Origin of the sequence: Leptobacterium flavescens (assembly GCF_010671605.1) — a bacterium.
Classification (GTDB): domain Bacteria; phylum Bacteroidota; class Bacteroidia; order Flavobacteriales; family Flavobacteriaceae; genus Leptobacterium; species Leptobacterium flavescens.
Map to the genome: position 1 here is coordinate 1,559,216 of NZ_JAABOO010000001.1, position 21,180 is coordinate 1,580,395.

16 protein-coding genes are annotated in these 21,180 nt (G+C 43.4%); 13 read left to right on the plus strand and 3 right to left on the minus strand.

All coding sequences use genetic code 11. The annotated features are described in order from the left end of the window. The first annotated feature begins 1 nt into the window (after position 1). The 12 genes from GWK08_RS19260 (at position 2) to GWK08_RS06805 (ending at position 9,816) form a co-directional block, all read left to right on the plus strand. Positions 2-1,054: a DUF559 domain-containing protein gene (locus GWK08_RS19260; protein WP_239524863.1), complete on the plus strand. Its 1,053-nt coding sequence runs from the start codon at positions 2-4 to the stop codon at positions 1,052-1,054. Continuing rightward, positions 1,051-2,085, plus strand: coding sequence for a uroporphyrinogen decarboxylase (hemE, locus tag GWK08_RS06755; RefSeq protein ID WP_163606131.1), 1,035 nt, complete (start codon positions 1,051-1,053; stop codon positions 2,083-2,085). The genes GWK08_RS19260 and hemE overlap by 4 nt, the downstream gene beginning before the upstream one ends. A gap of 9 nt (positions 2,086-2,094) precedes the next feature. Then, the gene (locus tag GWK08_RS06760; RefSeq protein ID WP_163606132.1) at positions 2,095-2,598 is read left to right on the plus strand and encodes a DUF6973 domain-containing protein; all 504 of its coding nucleotides are present in this window, start codon (positions 2,095-2,097) and stop codon (positions 2,596-2,598) included. A gap of 10 nt (positions 2,599-2,608) precedes the next feature. Next, positions 2,609-3,511: an oxygen-dependent coproporphyrinogen oxidase gene (gene hemF, locus GWK08_RS06765; RefSeq protein ID WP_163606133.1), complete on the plus strand. Its 903-nt coding sequence runs from the start codon at positions 2,609-2,611 to the stop codon at positions 3,509-3,511. Between the two features lie 11 nt (positions 3,512-3,522). Next, complete coding sequence (locus tag GWK08_RS06770) at positions 3,523-3,957, plus strand: PaaI family thioesterase (protein ID WP_163606134.1); 435 nt, start codon at positions 3,523-3,525, stop codon at positions 3,955-3,957. A 14-nt stretch (positions 3,958-3,971) separates the two neighbouring features. Next, the gene (gene hemB, locus GWK08_RS06775) at positions 3,972-4,946 is read left to right on the plus strand and encodes a porphobilinogen synthase (protein ID WP_163606135.1); all 975 of its coding nucleotides are present in this window, start codon (positions 3,972-3,974) and stop codon (positions 4,944-4,946) included. 161 nt (positions 4,947-5,107) lie between these two features. Continuing rightward, on the plus strand, positions 5,108-5,620 hold the full coding sequence (locus tag GWK08_RS06780) for a DinB family protein (protein WP_163606136.1): 513 nt from the start codon (positions 5,108-5,110) through the stop codon (positions 5,618-5,620). A 49-nt stretch (positions 5,621-5,669) separates the two neighbouring features. Next, positions 5,670-6,746, plus strand: a complete 1,077-nt coding sequence (locus GWK08_RS06785) for a CNNM domain-containing protein (RefSeq protein WP_163606137.1) — start codon at positions 5,670-5,672, stop codon at positions 6,744-6,746. Between the two features lies 1 nt (position 6,747). Beyond that, positions 6,748-7,221 (plus strand): methylated-DNA--[protein]-cysteine S-methyltransferase, encoded by a 474-nt coding sequence (locus GWK08_RS06790; protein ID WP_163606311.1) that lies wholly within the window; start codon positions 6,748-6,750, stop codon positions 7,219-7,221. 40 nt (positions 7,222-7,261) lie between these two features. Further along, positions 7,262-8,128 carry a helix-turn-helix domain-containing protein gene (locus tag GWK08_RS06795; protein ID WP_163606138.1) on the plus strand — a complete coding sequence of 289 codons (867 nt, stop codon included), beginning with the start codon at positions 7,262-7,264 and terminating at the stop codon, positions 8,126-8,128. A gap of 118 nt (positions 8,129-8,246) precedes the next feature. Further along, complete coding sequence (locus tag GWK08_RS06800) at positions 8,247-8,972, plus strand: cysteine hydrolase (RefSeq protein ID WP_163606139.1); 726 nt, start codon at positions 8,247-8,249, stop codon at positions 8,970-8,972. A gap of 130 nt (positions 8,973-9,102) precedes the next feature. Then, complete coding sequence (locus GWK08_RS06805) at positions 9,103-9,816, plus strand: 3'-5' exonuclease (RefSeq protein WP_163606140.1); 714 nt, start codon at positions 9,103-9,105, stop codon at positions 9,814-9,816. Positions 9,817-9,895: 79 nt separating this feature from the next. Here GWK08_RS06805 and GWK08_RS06810 read toward each other — a convergent pair whose 3' ends face one another. The 3 genes from GWK08_RS06810 to GWK08_RS06820 all read right to left on the minus strand — a co-directional run bounded on the left by GWK08_RS06810 (position 9,896) and on the right by GWK08_RS06820 (position 19,894). After that, entirely contained in the window at positions 9,896-14,890 is a 4,995-nt protein-coding gene (locus GWK08_RS06810; protein WP_163606141.1) for a fibronectin type III domain-containing protein, read from the minus strand. Positions 14,891-15,233: 343 nt separating this feature from the next. Beyond that, positions 15,234-18,674, minus strand: a complete 3,441-nt coding sequence (locus GWK08_RS06815) for a S8 family serine peptidase (protein ID WP_239524864.1) — start codon at positions 18,672-18,674, stop codon at positions 15,234-15,236. Positions 18,675-18,922: 248 nt separating this feature from the next. Further along, positions 18,923-19,894: an endonuclease/exonuclease/phosphatase family protein gene (locus tag GWK08_RS06820; RefSeq protein ID WP_163606142.1), complete on the minus strand. Its 972-nt coding sequence runs from the start codon at positions 19,892-19,894 to the stop codon at positions 18,923-18,925. 83 nt (positions 19,895-19,977) lie between these two features. On the opposite strand from GWK08_RS06820, the gene hflX reads away from it, so the two are divergent. Continuing rightward, entirely contained in the window at positions 19,978-21,180 is a 1,203-nt protein-coding gene (gene hflX, locus GWK08_RS06825; protein WP_163606143.1) for a GTPase HflX, read from the plus strand.

A 21,180-nucleotide genomic window follows, 5' to 3' on the forward strand; every position in this document is an offset into this window, starting at 1 on the left:
AATGAAGAACAAAACTCAAATAGCACGATACTTACGAAAAGAACAGACTCCGGCTGAAGAAAGATTATGGAGTCTTTTACGTAATCGTCAATTTGAAAATCTGAAATTCCGTAGACAGCATCCTATTAAAGATTATATTGTAGATTTCATTTGTCTGGAAAAAGAAATCATCATTGAACTTGACGGCGAAGTTCATAATACTATTGACCAAAAAGAAAAAGATGAGGTAAGAGATCTTCATCTTCGAGCCCTGGGTTATACTGTATTACGGTTTGAAAATAAAATTGTTTTCGAATCTCCGGAGTTCATTTTTCAAGCGATAAAGGATGCTTCTGGAGTGACTACCTCATCCCAACCTTCTCCTAACAAGGAGAAGGAGCGACATCATCGCATCAACATCTTATCAACCAAAAAACTGGGGCAGCAACAAAAAGAGCTGCTTCAAAATGCCGGGATCGGCCTGGTTGAATACGATGCGTTGAACGTAGTTTTTCTCAACCCGGATCTCAGTAGTATTGAGGATAATATCATCATAACCAGCAAGAACGCTTTTAAGAGTATCAGGCAGTCAGATGCCTGGGAAGCTGTAAAAGGTAAAAACTGGTACTGTGTTGGAGAAAAGACCCGTTCCATTCTATCAGAAAACGGGATCGAACCGGTAGAAAAAGAGAAGAATTCCTTAGACCTGGCACTAAAGATCATTGAAAAAGGAGATAACGAAAAGTATACTTATTTTTCAGGGAATCAAAGAAGGGACGAGTTGCCGGATCTGTTAAAACAAAACGGGGTTAGTTTTAAGGAATACACCGTATATGAAACACATGCGGTTTCAAAAAAAATAGATGGCGGTTTTGACGGCCTCCTGTTTTTCAGTCCCAGCGGAATACGAAGTTATACCCTGGAAAATAAGATTAAGGATGAGACCTGCTTCTGCATTGGAGATACGACCGCAGCAGAGGCAAAAAAACATACAAACAAGATCATAAAGGCAGACAGGCCGTTATTGGAAAATGTCCTGAATGCAGTTGTAAAATATTTTAATAGTTCGAAATGATTAAAAACGATTTGTTCTTACGAGCCCTAAGAGGGGAAACAGTAGAAAGACCACCGGTATGGATGATGAGGCAGGCAGGAAGATATCTTCCCGAGTTTATGGCATTAAAGGAAAAATACGATTTTTTCACCCGATGCAGGACCCCGGAACTGGCAGCCGAGATAACGGTACAGCCTATTCGTATTGTTAAACCCGATGCTGCTATTTTGTTTTCGGACATCCTGGTCATCCCCCAGGCAATGAATATTGAAGTGGAGATGAAAAACGGGGTCGGACCATGGCTTCCGAATCCTATTCGTTCTCAAAAAGACGTGGATCAGGTGGTAATTCCGGATATCCACGAAGAACTGGGTTATGTGATGGATGCCATCAAACTCACTAAAGAACAATTAAACGATGAGGTTCCTCTTATCGGTTTTGCAGGATCTCCGTGGACCATCCTGTGTTATGCAGTTCAGGGACAGGGTTCCAAAAGTTTTGACCTGGCAAAGGGATTTTGTTTCTCTCAGCCGGAAGCTGCTCATCAGTTACTGCAGAAAATTACAGATACCACTATTACATATCTGAAAGAAAAAGTAAAAGCAGGAGTAAATGCCGTTCAGATCTTCGATAGCTGGGGAGGCATGCTTTCTCCTGAGGATTACAGGGAATTCTCCTGGAAATATATCAACCAGATCGTGGAGGCACTGGCACCTCTTACAGAAGTTATTGTTTTCGGAAAAGGTTGCTGGTTCGCTCTTGGCGAAATGGCCAAAAGTAAAGCTTCCGCTCTTGGGGTAGACTGGACCTGCTCTGCAAGGAACGCTCGATACCTTACCGGCGGGAATATTACTTTACAGGGGAACTTCGATCCTTCCAGATTGCTTTCTCCTCCTGCAACCATTAAAAAGATGGTGCATCAGATGATCAATGAATTCGGAAAGGATAAATATGTAGTAAACCTCGGGCACGGGATCTTACCTAATATCCCGGTAGACCATGCCAAAGCGTTTATTGAAGCGGTTAAGGAATACGAAACCATTTCATCATAAAAAGCTGAGATGAACGCCTGGAAACTTATAAAGTCATTGAACAAAACGCAGTTAAAGAGTTTGTTCTTTATGTTTTTAAGGCGTCCGCATTATATATATCCTACTTTTAGGGCAACTTCGGCTTGTTACCGGATCTGCGGGAAGAACTTTCCCGGCAAACACCAGCTTAACGGACCGGAAAATGCATTCAGGCATGCACTGTGGAATATCCTCATCGCAAAAGCTACCATGAAATGGATCTGGATAGGCAACAAAGCAGAAAAAGCGGGAAGATGGGCGGAAAAGATCACCGACTGGCATGAGGAATTTGCTCCGAACAGCGATCTGGCCAAAGCGATGGACCTACATAACAACCGGATAGGAAGAGAACTTTTCCTAAAATGGTTAAACGAAAACAAAGGGCTTTCGAATACTTTTATTGTTGATGAGTTAAAGGAAATGCTTCCTCAATCCCGGAAGATAACTTCTGTGGGCGATATTGAAAAGCAGACTCAACACCTGATACACCTATAAAAACAAACAGATGAAAGAAAAATTCTATCAATATATACAGGAGCTTCAGGACCGTATTTGTTCCGGCCTGGAACAAACAGACGGGAAGGCGGTTTTTAAGCAGGATCTCTGGGAGCGCCCCGAAGGCGGAGGTGGAAGGACTCGCGTTATCGAAAACGGAAATGTATTCGAAAAGGGAGGCGTAAATATCTCTGCCGTTCACGGTCCGCTTCCGAAAGCCATGCAGGCTTATTTTAATGTAGGAGAAGTAGATTTCTTTGCCTGTGGCCTGAGTCTGGTTATACACCCTAAAAACCCTTTCGTTCCTACCGTACATGCCAACTGGAGATATTTTGAAATGTATGATAAAGAAGGAAATATCGTAGATCAGTGGTTTGGTGGAGGACAAGATCTTACCCCCTACTATCTTTTTGATGAAGATGCCACTCATTTTCATCAGGTTTGTAAAACGGCCTGCGATAAACACAAGGCCGATTTTTATCCGCAGTACAAAAAGAGATGCGACGAGTATTTCAGGAACACCCACCGGAATGAAGCCAGGGGTGTTGGTGGGCTCTTCTTTGACTATTGTAAAGCGAATGATGAAATGAATATGGAAGATTGGTATAATTTTGTAACTGAGGTAGGCGACAGCTTCCTGGAGGCATATCTTCCTATTGTAGAAAGAAGAAAAGAGATGCTCTACAAGCAATCGCAGAGAGACTGGCAGGAAATACGAAGAGGGCGTTATGTAGAATTTAACCTGGTACACGACAAGGGCACACTTTTCGGACTGAAGACAAACGGCCGGATAGAGAGTATCTTAATGAGTTTGCCACCTCATGTACAGTGGCGTTACGATTACCACCCGGAAGAAGGAAGTGAGGAGGAGCGTCTGCTAAAAGTACTGGAATCACCCCGAGACTGGGTTTAAAATAAGAACTAATGGAAGAGCACTACAGAAAGTTAGAGCGGATGTACCTCAATGCTAATTTCAACAAGGAGATCTATCAGAGCACCAAAATTGAGATTGACGAGGAAAAAGCAGAGATACAACTGACGATAGAACCCAAGTATTTTCATGCCCTGGGAGCTATACACGGTTCCGTTTACTTTAAACTTCTGGATGATGCAGCTTTTTTTGCGGTCAATTCTATTGTAACAGATGTTTTTGTACTGACCACTTCCTTTAACATCAACCTGGTGCGCCCTGCCAATTCGGGTATTATAACCGCCAGGGGAAAGGTAAAGTTCAAATCCAGGAACCTCTTTATTGCAGAGAGTACATTAATTAACGAAGAAGGAAAGGAAATTGCTTTCGGAACAGGGCATTTTGCAAAAAGTAAAGTAGCTTTGACCGAAGAAATAGGATATAAATAAAATAACAGGATACTATGTTCCCTTTAAGAAGAAACAGAAGATTAAGGACCGGAGAAGCCATTCGCTCTTTGGTTCGTGAAACTATTATAAGTCCGAACGATTTTTTGGTCCCGCTTTTTGTTGTAGAAGGCAAAGGCGTTAAGGAAGAGATCGCTTCCATGCCCAATTATTACAGGTACAGTCTTGATCTTCTTGAAAAAGAAGTGAAAGAACTATGGAAGGCAGGATTAAAATCGGTCCTGCTCTTTGTAAAGGTGCCGGACGAGCTTAAAGACAACAAAGGAACAGAGGCATTAAATCCGGACGGGCTTATGCAAAGGGCGGTAAAAACCGTTAAGAATGCAGTACCCCAGATGCTGGTTATGACCGATGTAGCCCTGGATCCGTACTCATCTTACGGACATGACGGTATTGTGGAAGACGGAAAGATCCTTAACGATGAAACTTCGGAAGTGCTTGGAGAAATGAGTGTTTCCCATGCCGAAGCAGGCGCCGATCTTGTTGCGCCCAGCGACATGATGGACGGGCGTATCCTGGAGATCAGGGAGGCCCTGGACGGCAGTAATTTTACAGATACGGGGATCATGAGTTACAGTGCCAAATACGCTTCTGCTTTTTACGGGCCCTTCAGAGATGCCCTGGACTCTGCTCCCGGCTTCGGAGATAAAAAGACCTATCAAATGGATCCCGCCAACAGAATAGAGGCCATTAAAGAAACCCAAATGGATATAGATGAAGGGGCTGATATTGTTATGGTAAAACCCGGACTGGCCTATCTGGATATTGTGAGGGAGATAAAAAATGATGTGGAGGTGCCTGTGGCGGTTTACCAGGTAAGCGGAGAATATTCTATGCTGAAAGCTGCTGCGGAAAAAGGATGGCTGGATCATGATGCGGTAATGATGGAGCAGATCACCGCCATAAAAAGAGCCGGTGCGGATATTATTGCAAGTTATTTTGCCAAAGATGTGGTAAAACTGATCTCTTAAACACATTTTGACTGCCAATCAGCTTTTAGACTGGTGCTCAATGTGACAAATATTAAAAGGGAGGCTTTTTGGTTCGTTTTTGTGTCAAGACAAAAATGAACAGCAATAAAATAAGGAATTTTTAAACTCCTCTTTTTTGAGAAGAACAACCAAATAAAACTATGAAAAACTACTTATTTCTATTTATTATTCTGTTTTCATTAAAGGCCTCCGCTCAACAAGACCCTCTTTCTGCTTTTCAGGAAAAATGGAGGAACTCCAAAGCATATCTTCTTACGATTGCTGAATCCATGCCGGAAGGGAAATACAATTTCAAGCCCACCAAAAGGGAAATGAGTTTTAAGGAACAATTACTCCATATCCGTCAGAACATGCTGTGGCTGGGCGATAGCTATTTTTCGGAAAAAGGAAGTTACGAGGAAAACGCAGACGAGCAGCTTAACGGTAAGGAAGAGATTATCAAGGCTCTTTCTGCTTCTTTCGACCGGGTTTACGAACAGATCCGGATGGCTGACCCGGAAAAACTAAAGGAGACCGTAAATTTCTTTGCAGGCCCCAAGACCAGGTTGCAGATCCTCAACTTGTTACAGGATCATGTTACCCATCACAGGGGGCAACTTATCGTTTACTTAAACCTCAATGAAATAAGACCTCCCCGATATACGGGCTGGTAAGTGAAAATACCATATAAAATTAGTAATTTAGGGGCCAAAGCAATCAGGAATGACCTTATTAATCATTTACGCCTTAGTTTCTATCTTTTTTTCCTTTTTATGTTCTATTCTGGAAGCAGTTCTCCTAAGTGTTACACCTACTTTCGTAAGCATTAAAAAACAGGAGGGTAAAACCTATGCTACCGCTCTGGAAGCATTAAAAAAAGATGTGGACAAACCACTTATCGCCATTCTAACCCTGAATACCATAGCACATACGGTTGGTGCGATCCTGGTAGGAGCCACCGCCGGAAAGCTTTATGGGAATGACAGCTTTGAAGTAACAGTAATAAGTGGGGTGATGACCTTTCTTATCCTGACCGCTTCGGAGATCATCCCTAAAACCATCGGGGCTACCTATTGGAAACAACTTACGGGTTTTACCACCCGTGCGCTTCAGGCCATCATATTTCCGTTAAAATATACCGGTATTCTCTGGCTGTTACAACTCACTACCAAGCTTATCGGTAAAAGCGGGCACGGCAGTGTGCTTAGTAAGGAAGATTTTACCGCTATGGCCGATATTGCCGAACAGGAAGGGGTATTCCAGAAATCGGAATCCGAGGTTATTAAAAACCTGCTGAAGTTCGATGAGATCCTGGCCAAAGATGTCATGACCCCGAGAACGGTGATGAAGACCTCTTCTGAAAATACTACGATAAAAGAATTCTTTGAACAGAACCGCAATCTGCGATTTTCCAGGATCCCGGTTTATAAGGATTCTCCCGATAATATTACCGGTTTTGTTCTTAAGGACATGGTTCTGGAGGAAATGATCAATAAAAATGGTGAAAATCCTCTGTCCAGTATCAGCAGGGAGATCCTGGTAACCAGCAGGAATATCCCCATCCCCAAGTTATTTGAAAAATTTGTTGAACAAAGAGATCATATAGCCCTGGTAGTAGATGAATTCGGTTCGGTAAGCGGACTGGTAACCATGGAGGATGTTATTGAAACTTTGCTGGGACTTGAGATCATGGATGAAAGCGACAATGTAGAGGATCTGCAGCAACTGGCCAGGAAAAACTGGGAAAACAGGGCAAAGCGCCTGGGTATCATTGAAGACGAAAAGGAAGAAGAGGAATAAGATGGAAACGGCCTATGTAAATACACCATTGGGCATGGCCAGGATAGAAGGCGATGAAAACGGGATTGCCGTGGTTTCCATCCTTAACAATGAAGAAGAGACCGCAGAGCTTGTTCCGGAAATTCTCGAAGATGCCGTATATCAGCTCAGGGAGTATTTTGAGGGTAAAAGAACCGATTTTGACCTTCCGCTGAACCCCGAAGGCACCGATTTTCAGAAAAAAGTATGGAAAGAACTGGCAGAGATCCCTTATGGCAAGACCATGAGTTATCTGGAGCTTTCAAAGAAGCTCGGAGATATTAAAGCTATCAGGGCTGTTGCAGCTGCCAATGGCAGGAATCCGCTTTGGATTGTTGTTCCCTGCCATCGTGTTATAGGTAGCGATGGTTCTCTTACGGGGTATGCCGGCGGACTCTGGCGAAAAAAATGGCTGCTGGAACACGAAAACCCTTCTCCGCAGCAATCGCTTTTCTGATCTGTAATGTTTTTGTGTCTTATCCCCACTAATATACATTATGTCTTTACATCAGATTAAAACATATTGTTTTGACCCGAAGAATGAAAACTCCTTTCAGCTGAGTGTCATTGATTTTGATCATGCCTGTGTGGTCAGTAAATCCAGGTTGATAGACACCTTTAATATTTTCTGGATCCGCAGAGGGAAAGGATCTTATAATATCGATTTTAAATCGTATTCCTTTGATGAGGAAGTGATCCTCTTTCTGACTCCCGGTCAGGTATTCTCGGTAGAATCTGAGTTTATACAGGAAGCCTACTGGTTGTCTTTCGAACCTGATTTCTACTGTATAGAGACCCATGACAAGGAGATATCCTGCAACGGGATCCTTTTTAACAATGTATATGAATCCCCCTATGTTAACCCCTCGGCCGGGGATTCCGAAAAGCTGTGTTTTATCCTGGAGAATATGGTGGAGGAATTTGAGAAAAAGGAAGATACTTCCGGGCACCTCGATATGCTCCAAACCCTGCTTAAGCAGTTTATCATCTTCTCCGTAAGGGTTAAAAACCTGAACCAGCCTTTTGCAGATTCCTCCGAAGAGACCCTGTTATACAAGAACTTCAGCCTGCTCCTGGAAAAGAACTACAACAAGATACATTCGGTCAGCGAATACGCAGGCAGATTGGGAGTTTCTCCCAAATCGCTAACCAAACACCTTCACAGGATCGGGGCAGCTTCTCCCAGCGAATTGATCAGGGATCGTATTCTCCTGGAAGCAAAACGCCTTTTACTGTATTCGGAGTTTACCGTTAAGGAAATAGCTCTTTCCCTGGGTTTTAACGACCCCGCATACTTTACCCGTTTCTTTACCAAAGGCGTGCAGAAATCCCCTGTACAGTTCAAATCCGAACATCAGAAATAACATCAAGGACTTCTGTCCTATTGTTGGGAACCTTTGTCCATTTTAACAGCCCTTTAAGGGACATAGCTTTGTAGTGTTAAAAAATTATAAATCAAAAACATTAAAAGTTATGTTCACAATGAAATCTTTAAAAGCGATAAGTGTCTTTTCACTTATGATGGTATTTACAAGTGCCTTTGCACAGTTACCCGATCCGGGTTTTAAGATCGATGGAAGAACAGCTATCGTGATCACGGACCCTCAGAATGATTTTTTGAGCCCTGATGGTGTAACCTGGGGAGTTGTCGGGAAGAGTGTTACCGAAAACAATACGGTAGAGAATATTGAAACCCTTTTTAAGCTGGGAAAAGAAAACAATGTTCCAGTATTTGTGTCTCCTCATTACTATTATCCTCATGATCACGAATGGAAAATTGAAGGAGCTCTTGAAGCCCTGATGCACAACATTAAAATGTTTGACAGGACTGCGGTGAATTCTGAAAAAGGCTTCAGGAATTCAGGTGCTGACTGGCTGAACCGATATAAAAAATATATCGAAGACGGACATACTGTAATTACGAGTCCGCATAAAGTATACGGACCGGACACCAATGACCTGGTACTGCAACTGAGAAAAAGAGGAATAGAAAATGTGATCCTTGCAGGAATGTCATCCAATTTATGTACCGAGTCTCATATGAGGGAACTGGTAGAACAGGGGTTCAGGGTAGCTGTTGTTAAAGATGCAACTGCCGGAGCTATCCTTCCGGGGCTTAACGCATACGAAGCTTCTGTCGTGAATTTCAGAATGATCGCCAGCCATGTATACACTACCGAAGAATTAAAGGGGGAATTTAAAAAGTAGCGATTTTTTTCATTAATAATTTTCCTTATTCTGCGAAAGCCATTCATTTAAAAGAATGGCTTTTGCTTTTTTATCTCCTCTAAAACTTTCTATCTTTAATTTTAATTTCAGCTTTTGTAAAGATTAAAGAATGATCCAAAAAATTAACCTGGAACACCTTCTGTTCCTTGATATTGAGACCGTTCCGGAAAAGGAAAATTACGAGCAGCTCGATGATACTGCAAAGGAACTGTGGGATCTGAAATCGGCCTATCAACGGAAGGACGAGTATACGGCTTCGGAATTCTACGACCGGGCCGGGATCTGGGCAGAGTTCGGAAAGATCATCTGTATTTCTGCCGGTTTTTTTACGTTTAAAGGCGATATCAGGAGCTTTAGGATAACATCCTTCCACGGAGATGAAAAGAAGATCCTGACGGACTTTAAAAACCTTCTGGATACTCACTTCAATAAGCCCAATCAACTGCTTTGTGCCCATAACGGGAAAGAATTCGATTTCCCCTATATTGCCAGGAGAATGATCATTAACGGGATAAGCGTTCCCTATAAACTCAACCTCTTCGGCAAAAAGCCCTGGGAAGTACCTCATCTCGATACTATGGAGTTGTGGAAATTCGGAGACTACAAGCATTACACCTCCCTGAAATTACTCACTCATATCCTGGGTATTCCTTCCCCGAAAGAAGATATAGACGGGAGTCAGGTGCGAAGTGTTTATTATGAAGAAAAAGATATAGATCGTATCATCGAATACTGTGAGCGGGATACCGTAGCCGTGGCCCAGGTATTGCTTTGCTTCAGGAAAGAAGAACTCCTGACGGAGGATGAGATCTTAAGTGTATAAAATGAAAAACCCGGGCAAAAGCCCGGGTTTTTTCGTCTCAACTTAACCAATTGTACCGTTTCAATAGTTACTGAAACAGTTATTGTTTTATAAATCTCTTTACTGCGCGCTCATTATTTTCGGTTTCCACCTCTATAATATAGGCTCCATCCGATAAATTCTGAACATTAACGCTATTGTTATTTACTTTACCTCGGCTTACTACCTGTCCGGTTATGTTCATAATTCTGTAATTCATTGCCGACCTTGTGGTGGTAACGATATTCAGAACATTTCCGGTTACAGGGTTAGGGTAAAAACTGATATCCAGTATTCCATCTGTATTCTGACCGTTACCTGAAAGGTTTATAAGGTCGTCATTAGCACGGGTAGTATTGGTCGTGCTCAGTGAAATATTATCTACAACCAGATCTCCCTGCCATGAGCTACCCGATGTTCCTACATAACGCAGTTGTACCGAGTTTCCTGTATAAGCTCCCAGATCTACGCTGGCAGCGTTCCAGTTAGCTCCCTGATCTCCGGATCTGCTCCATACTTCTGTCCATGTAGCACCGTCATCGTTACTGGCTTCCAGTCTCAGAACACCTACCGCATTACCGGTCATATGATAATTGAAATCGAAAGTGGCTGATGAAGCTCCGCTAAGATCAAAGCAAGGTGAATTTAAAGTAGCCGTCAGGTTCGGATTGTTTGGTGAAGAAGTTTCCACATAAACATAGAAAGTTCCGTTAAAAGCGCTTGTTGGTCCTGTTCCTGTAGAAGGAGTTCCTCCCGACTGACGGGTCCAGTCAAAATCGTCTCCGCTTGCCTGTGTCCATGCACCGAATCCGCCTTCAAAACTTTCATTGTAAGGGAAAGAAGTTATTCCTCCGCTACATCCTGTATTTCCTCCACCGGTACCGGTAGTCAATGCAATATTATCTACTGCCATATCTCCCTGCCATGAACTTCCTGAAGTTCCAACATAACGCAATTGTACCGAGTTTCCTGCATACGCATTCAGGTTAACAACTGCATTATTCCAGTTCGCTCCCTGGTCGCCGGATCTGCTCCATACTTCTGTCCATGTAGCACCGTTATCGTTACTGGCTTCCAGTCTGAGGTTACCTACCGCATTACCGGTCATATGATACCTAAAGGTAAAACTGGCCGAAGCAGCACTGCTCAGATTAAAGCAAGGTGAATTTAAAGTAGCTGTCAGATTCGGATTGTTTGGCGCAGAAGTTTCCACATACATATAAAAACTTCCTTCAAAAGCGCTTGATGGTCCTGTACTGTTAGACGGGGTTCCTCCCGAATTACGTGTCCAGTCGAAGTCATCTCCGCTATCCTGGGTCCAGCCTCCAAATCCGCTTTCGAATCCTTCGTTATAAGGGAATGTTGAAATTCCTCCCGTACATCCGGTCACGGATCCTCCTGTGGTTGAAGCATTGACAGCATTACTGTCTGCAGATTCATTTCCTGCAGCATCCTTGGCTCTTACCGTAAAGGTATAAGCTGTTCCTGCCGTTAACCCGGTTACCTGATGTGTTGTTCCGGTAACGGTTGCAATAACAGAAGCTCCCTGATATACGTCGTATTCTGTTACTCCCACATTATCTGTGGCAGCATCCCATGAAAGGTCTATTGTAGTATCTGTAATATTAGATGCCGTCAGGTTAGCCGGTGCTGTCGGTGCTTCCGTATCCGGTAAAGCTCCTACAGACAGATTAATATCATCTACGGCCATATCTCCCTGCCATGAGCTACCCGAAGTTCCTCTGTAACGAAGTCTTACGGTACCTCCTGCATAGGCATTCATATTTACACTGGCATCATTCCAGTTAGCTCCCTGATCTCCGGTTTGTGACCAGATCTCCGTCCATGTACCTCCGTTATCGGTACTGGCTTCCAGCCTCAGAACACCTACCGCATTACCGGTCATATGATATCTGAAAGTATAGGTTGCCTGGCTCTCACCGCTAAGGTCAAAACAAGGAGAGTTTAAAGTAGCTGTCAGGTTAGGGTTATTAGGAACCGAAGTTTCCACATATACATAGAAACTACCTTCAACCGCTCCGGAAGGTCCTGTGCTGTTAGACGGAGTTCCTCCCGACTGACGTGTCCAGTCAAAATCATCTCCGCTGTCCTGTGTCCAGCCTCCGAATCCGCTTTCGAATCCTTCAGCATAAGGGAAAGAAGTTACATCTCCCGTACAAACACCAGGTGTACTATTCTGAGTAGTTACATTCACAGCATTACTGTCTGCTGATTCATTTCCGGCAGCATCCTTGGCTCTTACCGTAAAGGTATAAGCCGTATTGGCAGTAAGGCCGGTTACCTGATGCGTAGTTCCGGCAACGGTTGCAATAACCGCTCCTCCCTGATACACATCGTATTCTGTTACTCCAACATTATCTGTAGAAGCCGTCCATGAAAGGTCTACGGTAGTTTGCGTAACATTGGCAGCAGCAAGGTTAGTCGGTGCAGTCGGTGCTTCAAGGTCTACGGTAGAACCGTTTGGTGTAAAGGACCCGGTAAATACACCTCTACCATAAGTAGATGCGATGATCCTGTTATCTGTATTGTCTCCGCTTACATTCCAGTAATCGAAAGAAGTTACACTGGCGTCACTCATCCCGTTATAGGCTTGTGTCCATGTCGGGTTTGTTGCATTAAAGTTTGTTGTTACCCAAACTCCCAACTGAGTTCCCAAAATAGCTTCGTTAAGATCCAGTGGATTCTGTAAAATATCCCTAACCGGAATATCCGGAAGGTTTCCTTCCTTATTCGACCAGTTAGCTCCTGCATCTGAAGAATACCATACACTGGCTACTCCGTAGTTGTGAATGGTAACCATGATATCGTTTGCTGTAGCACCGTATCTGACAGAAGATACAGATCCTACGAACGGAGTGGTAATCGTTGCAAATGTTGCATTGGTATTTGTAACATTCGTTAACCTCAATAATCCTCCGTTTGCCATTCCTACCAGCCATTCATTATTAGCAAAAGGCGAAGCTCTGAAAGCCGTCGGCCTTGCCGTTAAAGCTGCATTCGTAATACTACCGTTTGAATTTGCGGCAACATTGATCGATTTGATAGCATTCTGAGTGTTATTGGAGTTGTTTGTCAACAGGCGATTTGCATCACTGTCGTAATCCATCTGGTTTACGAAATCTCCACGTGTCTGGTCATTCGACAAAGTAGTAGCTCCACCCTGACGTCTTCCCAATCCGTTCCACGGAAGGTCAAATCTGTAAATTACATTTCTAACGAAAGTTGCGATCATATACTGACCGTCCTTATCCACAAAAGTGTAAAATCCGTCTCCATCCGAAAGTTCTTCCGAACCGTTTATTCCGGGAGTGGTATTCCTGAAGGCCTGAGATCCGTTATCCTGGGCTCCTGCTGTAAAGATCCCGCTAGTATCTCCGGGACCGTCAGGTCCGATAGCCGCTTTTACATATTGTGTAACATTGTAGTTGCTGTTCCTTGCTCCGATAGAAGTTGATGAGTTTTGCGAAGCTGATAAACTGGAAGCATAATAGATACCTCCGTCATTTCCGAATACTGCCTGATTGGAGTTTCCGGGTCTGAATGTCATTGCATGCTGATCGGCATGAACTAAAGGCACATTCAATGTGTTTAATCCCGGGTTATTGGACCACTTGGAAATTTGCGTCCATGAAGATCCGCTGTTGGTAGATCTGAAAAGATCGATCCCTCCAACATAAACAATATTATCGTTGTTAGGATCGGCTTCGATCATCAGATCGTAAAAAGCCTGTCCTCTGGTAAAATCGTTTGCTGATATACCGTTGTCCGCATCATTTGGCAATGCCAGGGTTGCAGGCGCGGTTGCAAAACCATTGGTTGTACTGTAAATATGCACAGGGCTACTAACACCTTGTGTAAGTGCGTATATTTTATTGGCGTTGGAAGCCGATACTTCCAGCTCCACTCTGTTAGAATCTGCTAAAGGCGAAGCCGCAGCCTCTGTCCATGTAGATCCGTTGGTCGAGCTGAATACTCGTCCACCTCCACCACCTCCAAGTCCGGGAGTAGTAATGGTACCCATCCACAGTTTATTGTCCGGGCCAATTTCAAGATCGTTAGGAATTATAGGATACGGAGTTCCCTGAAAATCGAATTCCAGGTTGGCTCCCTGAATTCTGTTCCAGGTAGAACCTCCGTCGGTAGATCTGTAAAGTCCGGCAGACTGTAATCCCAGCCAGTTGGTAGGGTTAGAAGAATCTCCGTAAACATGAGCTCCAACCGCAACAAAAAGTTCAGTACTGCTTCCGTTGTCCCATGCAATAACATCATTTACATAATAGATACCCGAAAGGAAAAGGTTACTTGCATTAAAGTTAATGTTCCCTCCTCCTGCTGCAGGAATATTAACAGCCGTCCAGCTGTTTCCTCCATCTGTAGTTCTGTAAACTCCGTTACCAACTACATCTCCGGCAGTGTACTGCTCTCCGGTTCCTACATACCAGGTATTTGAATTTCTGGGGTCTACGGTAATAGATGTTACCGAAAGATTCCCGGGTACATTCTGTACTCTTGACCAGGTAGAAGAAGCCGAAGTAATATCGTTATTTACCCAAAGACCTCCACTTACCCCTCCGGCATAAACACGTCGGTTATTGGCATCGTTAGGATCGAACAGCATTACCCTGGTACGTCCACCTATATCGTTAGGACCTCTTTCAGACCATGGGTTGTCTGCCGCATCTCCGGGAGCGCGATTGCTTATTCTTTTTCTACTTTCAATTAATTTACCCTGAACTTCGAAGAGTTTTTCAGGTTCTGTTCTACCCGTATTCGGGTTCATAGTAAGCTCCCACATTTGCTCGAAGTATTTGTTCGGTGGAAGCCCTTTAGCTTTTCGCTCAGCTTTGGTTAGTTGGAGCGTTTCCTTAAAAGGACTGTTTTTCAAGTGTTCAGCATGTTGCTTTCGCTGGCTGATCACTTCTTCCATATCAATACCTTTATCTGCTTTCCCTTTTTTCAGAGAAATTAGCACAAAAGTCGATAGGATTACTAGACTTAAGCCCAGTAAAATGGGGCGAAGTAATCTTCTTTTCATGTGATTTCAGTTTGATGGTTGTGTTAATATATTATTAAAAAGCGGGCTAAAAATGTTAATTATTTTATAAACAATTCTTAAAAAAATGATTTTTTCGATGAAATGCTCAAAATTTAACAGTTTTATCTCATTTGCACTTTTATCCAAAAAACAGCTTAAAAACAGGTAAAAGCTGATGCGTTAAAACCGTAATTAAAAAACGGTTTTTGCTTTTGGTATTTTCCCTTCCCCTGTAAATACTGATGTTAAGATACTATCACAAATGAACCCAATATCAAAATAAAACCGGGTCAAGACCCGGTTTTATCAATTAATCAAATAGTACTATATACGAAATACAAACTTATTGTCTTATAAATTTCTGTGTCATCAGTTCTTCTCCGTCATTTACCTCAAGGAGATAGATACCTGCCTCCAGGGATCCGACCTGAATAATATTCTGGCTGATCTTTCCGGATTGAACTGTTTGTCCGATAAGGTTAACGATCTTATAGGTCATATCGTTACTGTTTCCTAAACGCAGGTTGATGATATCGCCGACAACCGGGTTCGGGTACATTATAAAGTCGCCTTCAGAAAAATTATTGGTGAGGTCTCCGGTATTGACCTGGTTAAATCCACCCACTGATGAAATATCGAAGCTACTGGCTGTAGCGATTCCGCTGGAAGCCTTGATCGTTATCTGATCTATGTATACCTGATCTGCGTTAGCGCTGGCATCACACTGTATCCTGAATTGTGCATTGGACGGGAAGTTATAATCCGCTGCACTTATGGTAACTGTTGCCGAATAGAAAGAACCGTTGGTAAAGTCGGTTCCGCTGGCAAAGGCAGCCACCGTATTCCATCCGTTCCCATCGTGATAGCGGACCCAGAAATCTTCTCCGCTCTCCATACTGTTAGGATAGAAATAGAATTTAACTTCTATCTCGTCGTATGCAGATACATCAAAAGATCCTAAGGTCATTGACGAGCGTGTTCCGGAATTATCTCTTAGTCGTACCGAATAAGATCCTTCAAAAGAGAAAGAAGAACTCACTCGTGCACAATCACCCCCACCGTCTATCCATCCGTCCAGTCCGGTTTCAAAGAAACCTTCATGTAAGGTAACGGTTGTTGATCCTCCTCCTGCCAGAGTGGTTACGTTAACCGCATTACTGGCTGCTGATTCATTTCCGGCTGCATCTTTTGCTCTTACGCTAAAGCTGTATGCGGTATCTGCAGTCAGGCCAGTAACCTGGTGAGAAGTCCCGGCTACGGAAGCAACAACATTTGCTCCCTGGTACACATCGTATTCTGTTACGCCTACATTATCTGTAGAAGCTGTCCAGGAAAGATCGACTGTTGTTTGGGTAATATTGGAAGCCGTCAGATTGGCCGGTACGCTGGGCGCTTCGGTATCGGGTGTTCCCGCGCCGATATTCAGGGTATAGTCTTCCACCTCCCCGTAAGTAAAGGTCTCACATTCTGTTGGAATGGCATTGTACTTCATGGATACTCTCATCCTGGTAGCTCCCTCTACGGCCGTTGCCGGAATGGTAAAGCTTCCACTTACAGGAGTACTTGTAGTAGCTGCCTGTGTCCAGACCTGTTCTCCGGCATCACTGAAGTCGCCATCTTTATTGTAATCTACCCATACCGAATATCCTTCAGCATAGACTGTTCCCGTCCAAGTAGGGGTTACCGTAATTGTATAGGAAGTTCCCTTAAGGACATTTGCAGATATGCTTGTAAAATCGGTATATCCGTTCCCGGAGCCCGAGCTGTTATCAATAGACCCCAGCTGTACCCTGGAAATATATTCGTCGTTTACATTATTCCCCTGAGAAGCACAGTAATTAAGTTGTACCTCTGTGGTTGTAAAGTTTACAGAAGTGCTGTAAGCAGAATTGGTTCCATCGGAACACTTACTCCTTACCTGAACTTCATATTCTGTCTGAGCAGTTAATCCGCTTAGCGTTGTAGTCGTACCTGTTACCGCATTGGTGGTCCACGTAGAGGTCCCGGTCTGACGGTGCCTCACATCATAAGTTGCTCCGGGAACTGCATCCCAGGAAACGGTAGCCTCCGAAGATCCTATTCCGGAAACCGATACATTAGAAGGTGTAGTTGCATTACAAACTACCGGAGTTCCGGTAAGTCCGGTAATGATCAGACTATAATTCTGACTCCCTCCGCTTAAGGAACCTTTGTGGGTAACCGTAATCGTGTATGTTCCGGCAGCTCCGTTTACATCAATTCTTTCATAAGGGTCTACAATATTGTCTCCCGTATCATTGGTCGTAACCGAAGTTAGTCTGTAGGGATTAAAAGTAGTACCTCCCTGGCTCACTCTCAAATCGAGGTCATTTACCAGCACAGGAGTGGAAAGGTTTATAGTTCCCGTATTTGCAGTTCCCGCAGGATCTGTCCAGGAAATAGATGCAATTAAAGGATTTACTCCGTCGGAGTCTACGGTGATGGAATATGTTTGACCCGGATTTAAAACCAGTTCATCAATTTTAGATTCATTCCCATTCTGGGAAATTGCTTCTGCTGCAGCTTTGGTATTCATTAATCCCCATCCGAAAATTGCATCCGGACCGGAAGACCCGGCATCATCTGCCGTATGAAGTGCCAACCCTTTAAGGGTGGCCGCACGCATAAAGTTCCCGTTCACATTGTTATAATGTTGTTGTAATAACAGTAATGATCCCGTTACATTAGGCGATGCCATTGAAGTTCCGGTGATCGAATTATAAGCGGTATCACTGTTGTCGAAAGTAGAATATACCTGAGTACCGTTACCGGTAATATCGGGTTTAATTCTCAGGTCATCGGTCGGTCCTTCACTACTGCTACTGTTGATAGATACGGAATTAAGGGTACCGTCTCCACTTACATTGGCATCCTGTGCATTGGCAACCACCAGGTTGTTTTTGGATGTTGAATGCCCGGTAAGTTTATCGTAAAGAGAATTTCCTTCCAGCGGACTGCTGTTGGCCGTATTGTCGTTTCCGTCATTTCCGGCTGCAACCACCATCAGGTAATTAGGTGCATTGTACATAAGTTCGTCCCATCCTCTCGATTCGTCAATATAACCTCCGAAGTAATAGATAGGGATCTGAACAGCACCCGTAAACGGGTTTCTCGCTGCAAAACCATAGGAGTGGTTAGAGACCAGCATTCCGTTAGATGCAGCTGTAGTTGCCTCGGCAAGATCGCTGTTCCAGTCGCTGGTTCTAACAGTAGCCTGAGGAGCCATTCCTTTTGCTGCTGCATCCACACCGGCTGCACCGATAGTTCCCGTAACATGGGTAGCGTGGAAACTATTATTGTTTAAAGCCGTTACACCATCATTAATAATAACACGGCCTCCGTATTCCTGGTGCGAAGTCCTTACGGCCCCACCATCCCAGACATGGGCTGTCATTCCCTGTCCGTTGAGGTTTAACCCGAGAGATCCTCCCGAATTCAGGTGATTGGCCCTTGTAGACCTCGCAGCATTTACATTGGAAACTGTGTAATAGATAGGTTTTCCTTCTTCCGACACTCTGATCAGTTCATCATAAGATCCGTCGGAGTTGATCCTCAGCACATCCCAGCCTTTTTGTTCGGCCATCTGGATTGCTTTGCTTTTTTCAAGATTTGCCCTCAAAGAATATTGCTGTTGAAGAGCAGCAAGATAGGGCTGATTGTAATTTCTGGTTATTTCTGCCCTTTGTTTTGATGATTGAGAATACATCAAACCAAATGAACACATAAAAACAACCAACATACTTTTCCTAAAGTAGTTTGTTTTCATAAATGGTTAGTTTAATTAATACCTAGTTAGTTCAGCAAATATGTTAAAATTTTAATAAATCATCTATAAAGTGGTTAATTTTTTATATGAAATGCATTTTATTAAGAATTTTGTTTAATATTCAGACAAAAACCATAGACAAAACAAGAAGAAGATATGTTTTAACCGTAGATCGTTTACGGCCCGAAGAAAACGGCTTGTAAAAAGATTGACTACCAGTCTTTTAACTGTAATTTTAAGAGAAGTCCCTATTGCATTTTCAGTTGGATATAAACGGGAAAGTGATCGCTGTATCCTCCGAGGTATTTCCTCCCTTTAAAGGTTCTGAAAGGGTTGTTCTTGTATTTTCCTTTCCATTCTTTAAGGAAATGGTCATCAAAAATATCGGCATGGGCAAACTTATGGGTACCGGCTTTATGATCGAAGAAATTATGAGAAAAGATGATCTGATCGAAGAGGTTCCAGTGAAATCTATGATTAAGGCTACCTCTTTCTATAGACAGGAGCCTGCTCATCGGGTTGTAGAGATCGGGGCCCATTAAATGATCCTTAATACTCTCACTGCCGGGGTCGTCGTTAAAGTCGCCCATAATTATAAAAACCGGATCTTCCTCTTCTCCCTTTATTCTGTCCAGGGCATGCCTTACCGTTTTGGCAGCTTCCACCCTTTTATAGGAGGTTTCATCAGATCCGCTTCGCCGGGATGGCCAGTGGTTGACCAGAATATGTACCGTTTCATTATTTAAACGCCCGTTTACATAGAGGATATCCCTGGTAAAATCTCTCTGCCCTTCTTCATTATAAACCATTAGCGGGATCACTTCCGAATGAATAATTGTAAAGTATTCTTCCTGGTAAATAAGGGCCACATCTATTCCTCTTTCATCCGGAGAATCGTAATGCACATAGCCGAATCCTTTTTTGCGCAGATGCTTGGTTCCTATCAGGTCTTTGATCACTCCCTTGTTCTCCACTTCGGCCAGGCCGACGATCACAGGAGCATTGCCGTTCTTATCCCTTCCGACATTCGAGATCGCCTTGCTCAGCTTACGCAGTTTTCCGTGATAGCGCTTCTTATTCCATTTCTTAAACCCCTTAGGGGTAAAGTCATCATCCAAAGTTTTCGAATCATTTTTGGTATCGAAAAGATTTTCCAGGTTATAGAATGCAACGGTGTGTAAACTGCCGATCTTATGTGATGCTGAAGAAGAAGAACTCATCGGGCTTTTCTTTTAGTATTCTCGGCTAAAAATACTAAAATCCAAAAGAATCAATTACGTAACTTTGCAGCATAATTTGATTTATGCTAGAGAAAAAGACATTAGATTACGAAAAAGTTGTATTGATAGGTGTTGTGAATCAGCAACAGGATGAAGAAAAGTCTAAAGAATATCTGGATGAGTTAGAGTTTCTTACGTATACGGCGGGCGGAGAGGTTATAAAACGTTTTACGCAGCGGATCGATATTCCCAATCCGAAGACTTTTATCGGGGCGGGAAAAATGGAAGAAGTAGCCGTTTTTGTGAAGAATGAGGAAATCGGAACTGTGGTTTTTGACGACGAACTCAGCCCGGCCCAGCAAAAAAATATCGAAAAGATCCTTCGTTGTAAGATCCTTGACCGGACCAGTCTGATCCTGGATATTTTTGCGCAGCGCGCTCAGACCAGTTATGCCAGGACCCAGGTTGAACTTGCTCAATATCAGTATTTACTTCCCAGGCTGGCAGGTTTATGGACACACCTTGAGCGTCAGCGAGGGGGTATCGGAATGCGTGGTCCGGGGGAGACAGAGATAGAAACGGATAGAAGGATCGTACGTGACCGTATTTCATTGCTGAAAAAAAAGCTGGTTACCATAGACAAACAAATGGCCACCCAGAGAAGCAATAGGGGAGCCCTGGTTCGTGTGGCTTTGGTTGGATACACCAACGTTGGGAAATCCACCCTTATGAATGTCATCAGTAAAAGTGAAGTCTTTGCCGAAAATAAATTATTTGCAACCCTGGATACTACGGTACGGAAAGTAGTGATCAGAAACCTTCCTTTTCTGCTAAGTGATACCGTAGGTTTTATCCGTAAGCTTCCAACACAGCTTGTAGAATCCTTTAAAAGTACCCTCGACGAGGTAAGGGAGGCCGATCTGCTGCTACATGTAGTAGATATTTCCCATCCGAATTTCGAGGAGCATATAGCTTCCGTAAATTCTATCCTTGCTGAGATCGACAGCAAAGACAAACCCACTATTACGGTCTTTAATAAAATAGACAATTACAGTCACGAAACCATAGACGAAGATGACCTGGTTACCGAAAAGACCAAGGTTCATTATACATTGGAGGACTGGAAGAATACCTGGATGTCTACGGTCGGTGATAACGCCCTGTTCATATCGGCATTAAACAAAGAGAACCTGGAAGATTTCAGGAAAAAGGTATACAGCGAGGTCAGGAAGATCCATATCAGCAGGTTTCCCTATAATCACTTTCTATACCAGGAGTACGACTGA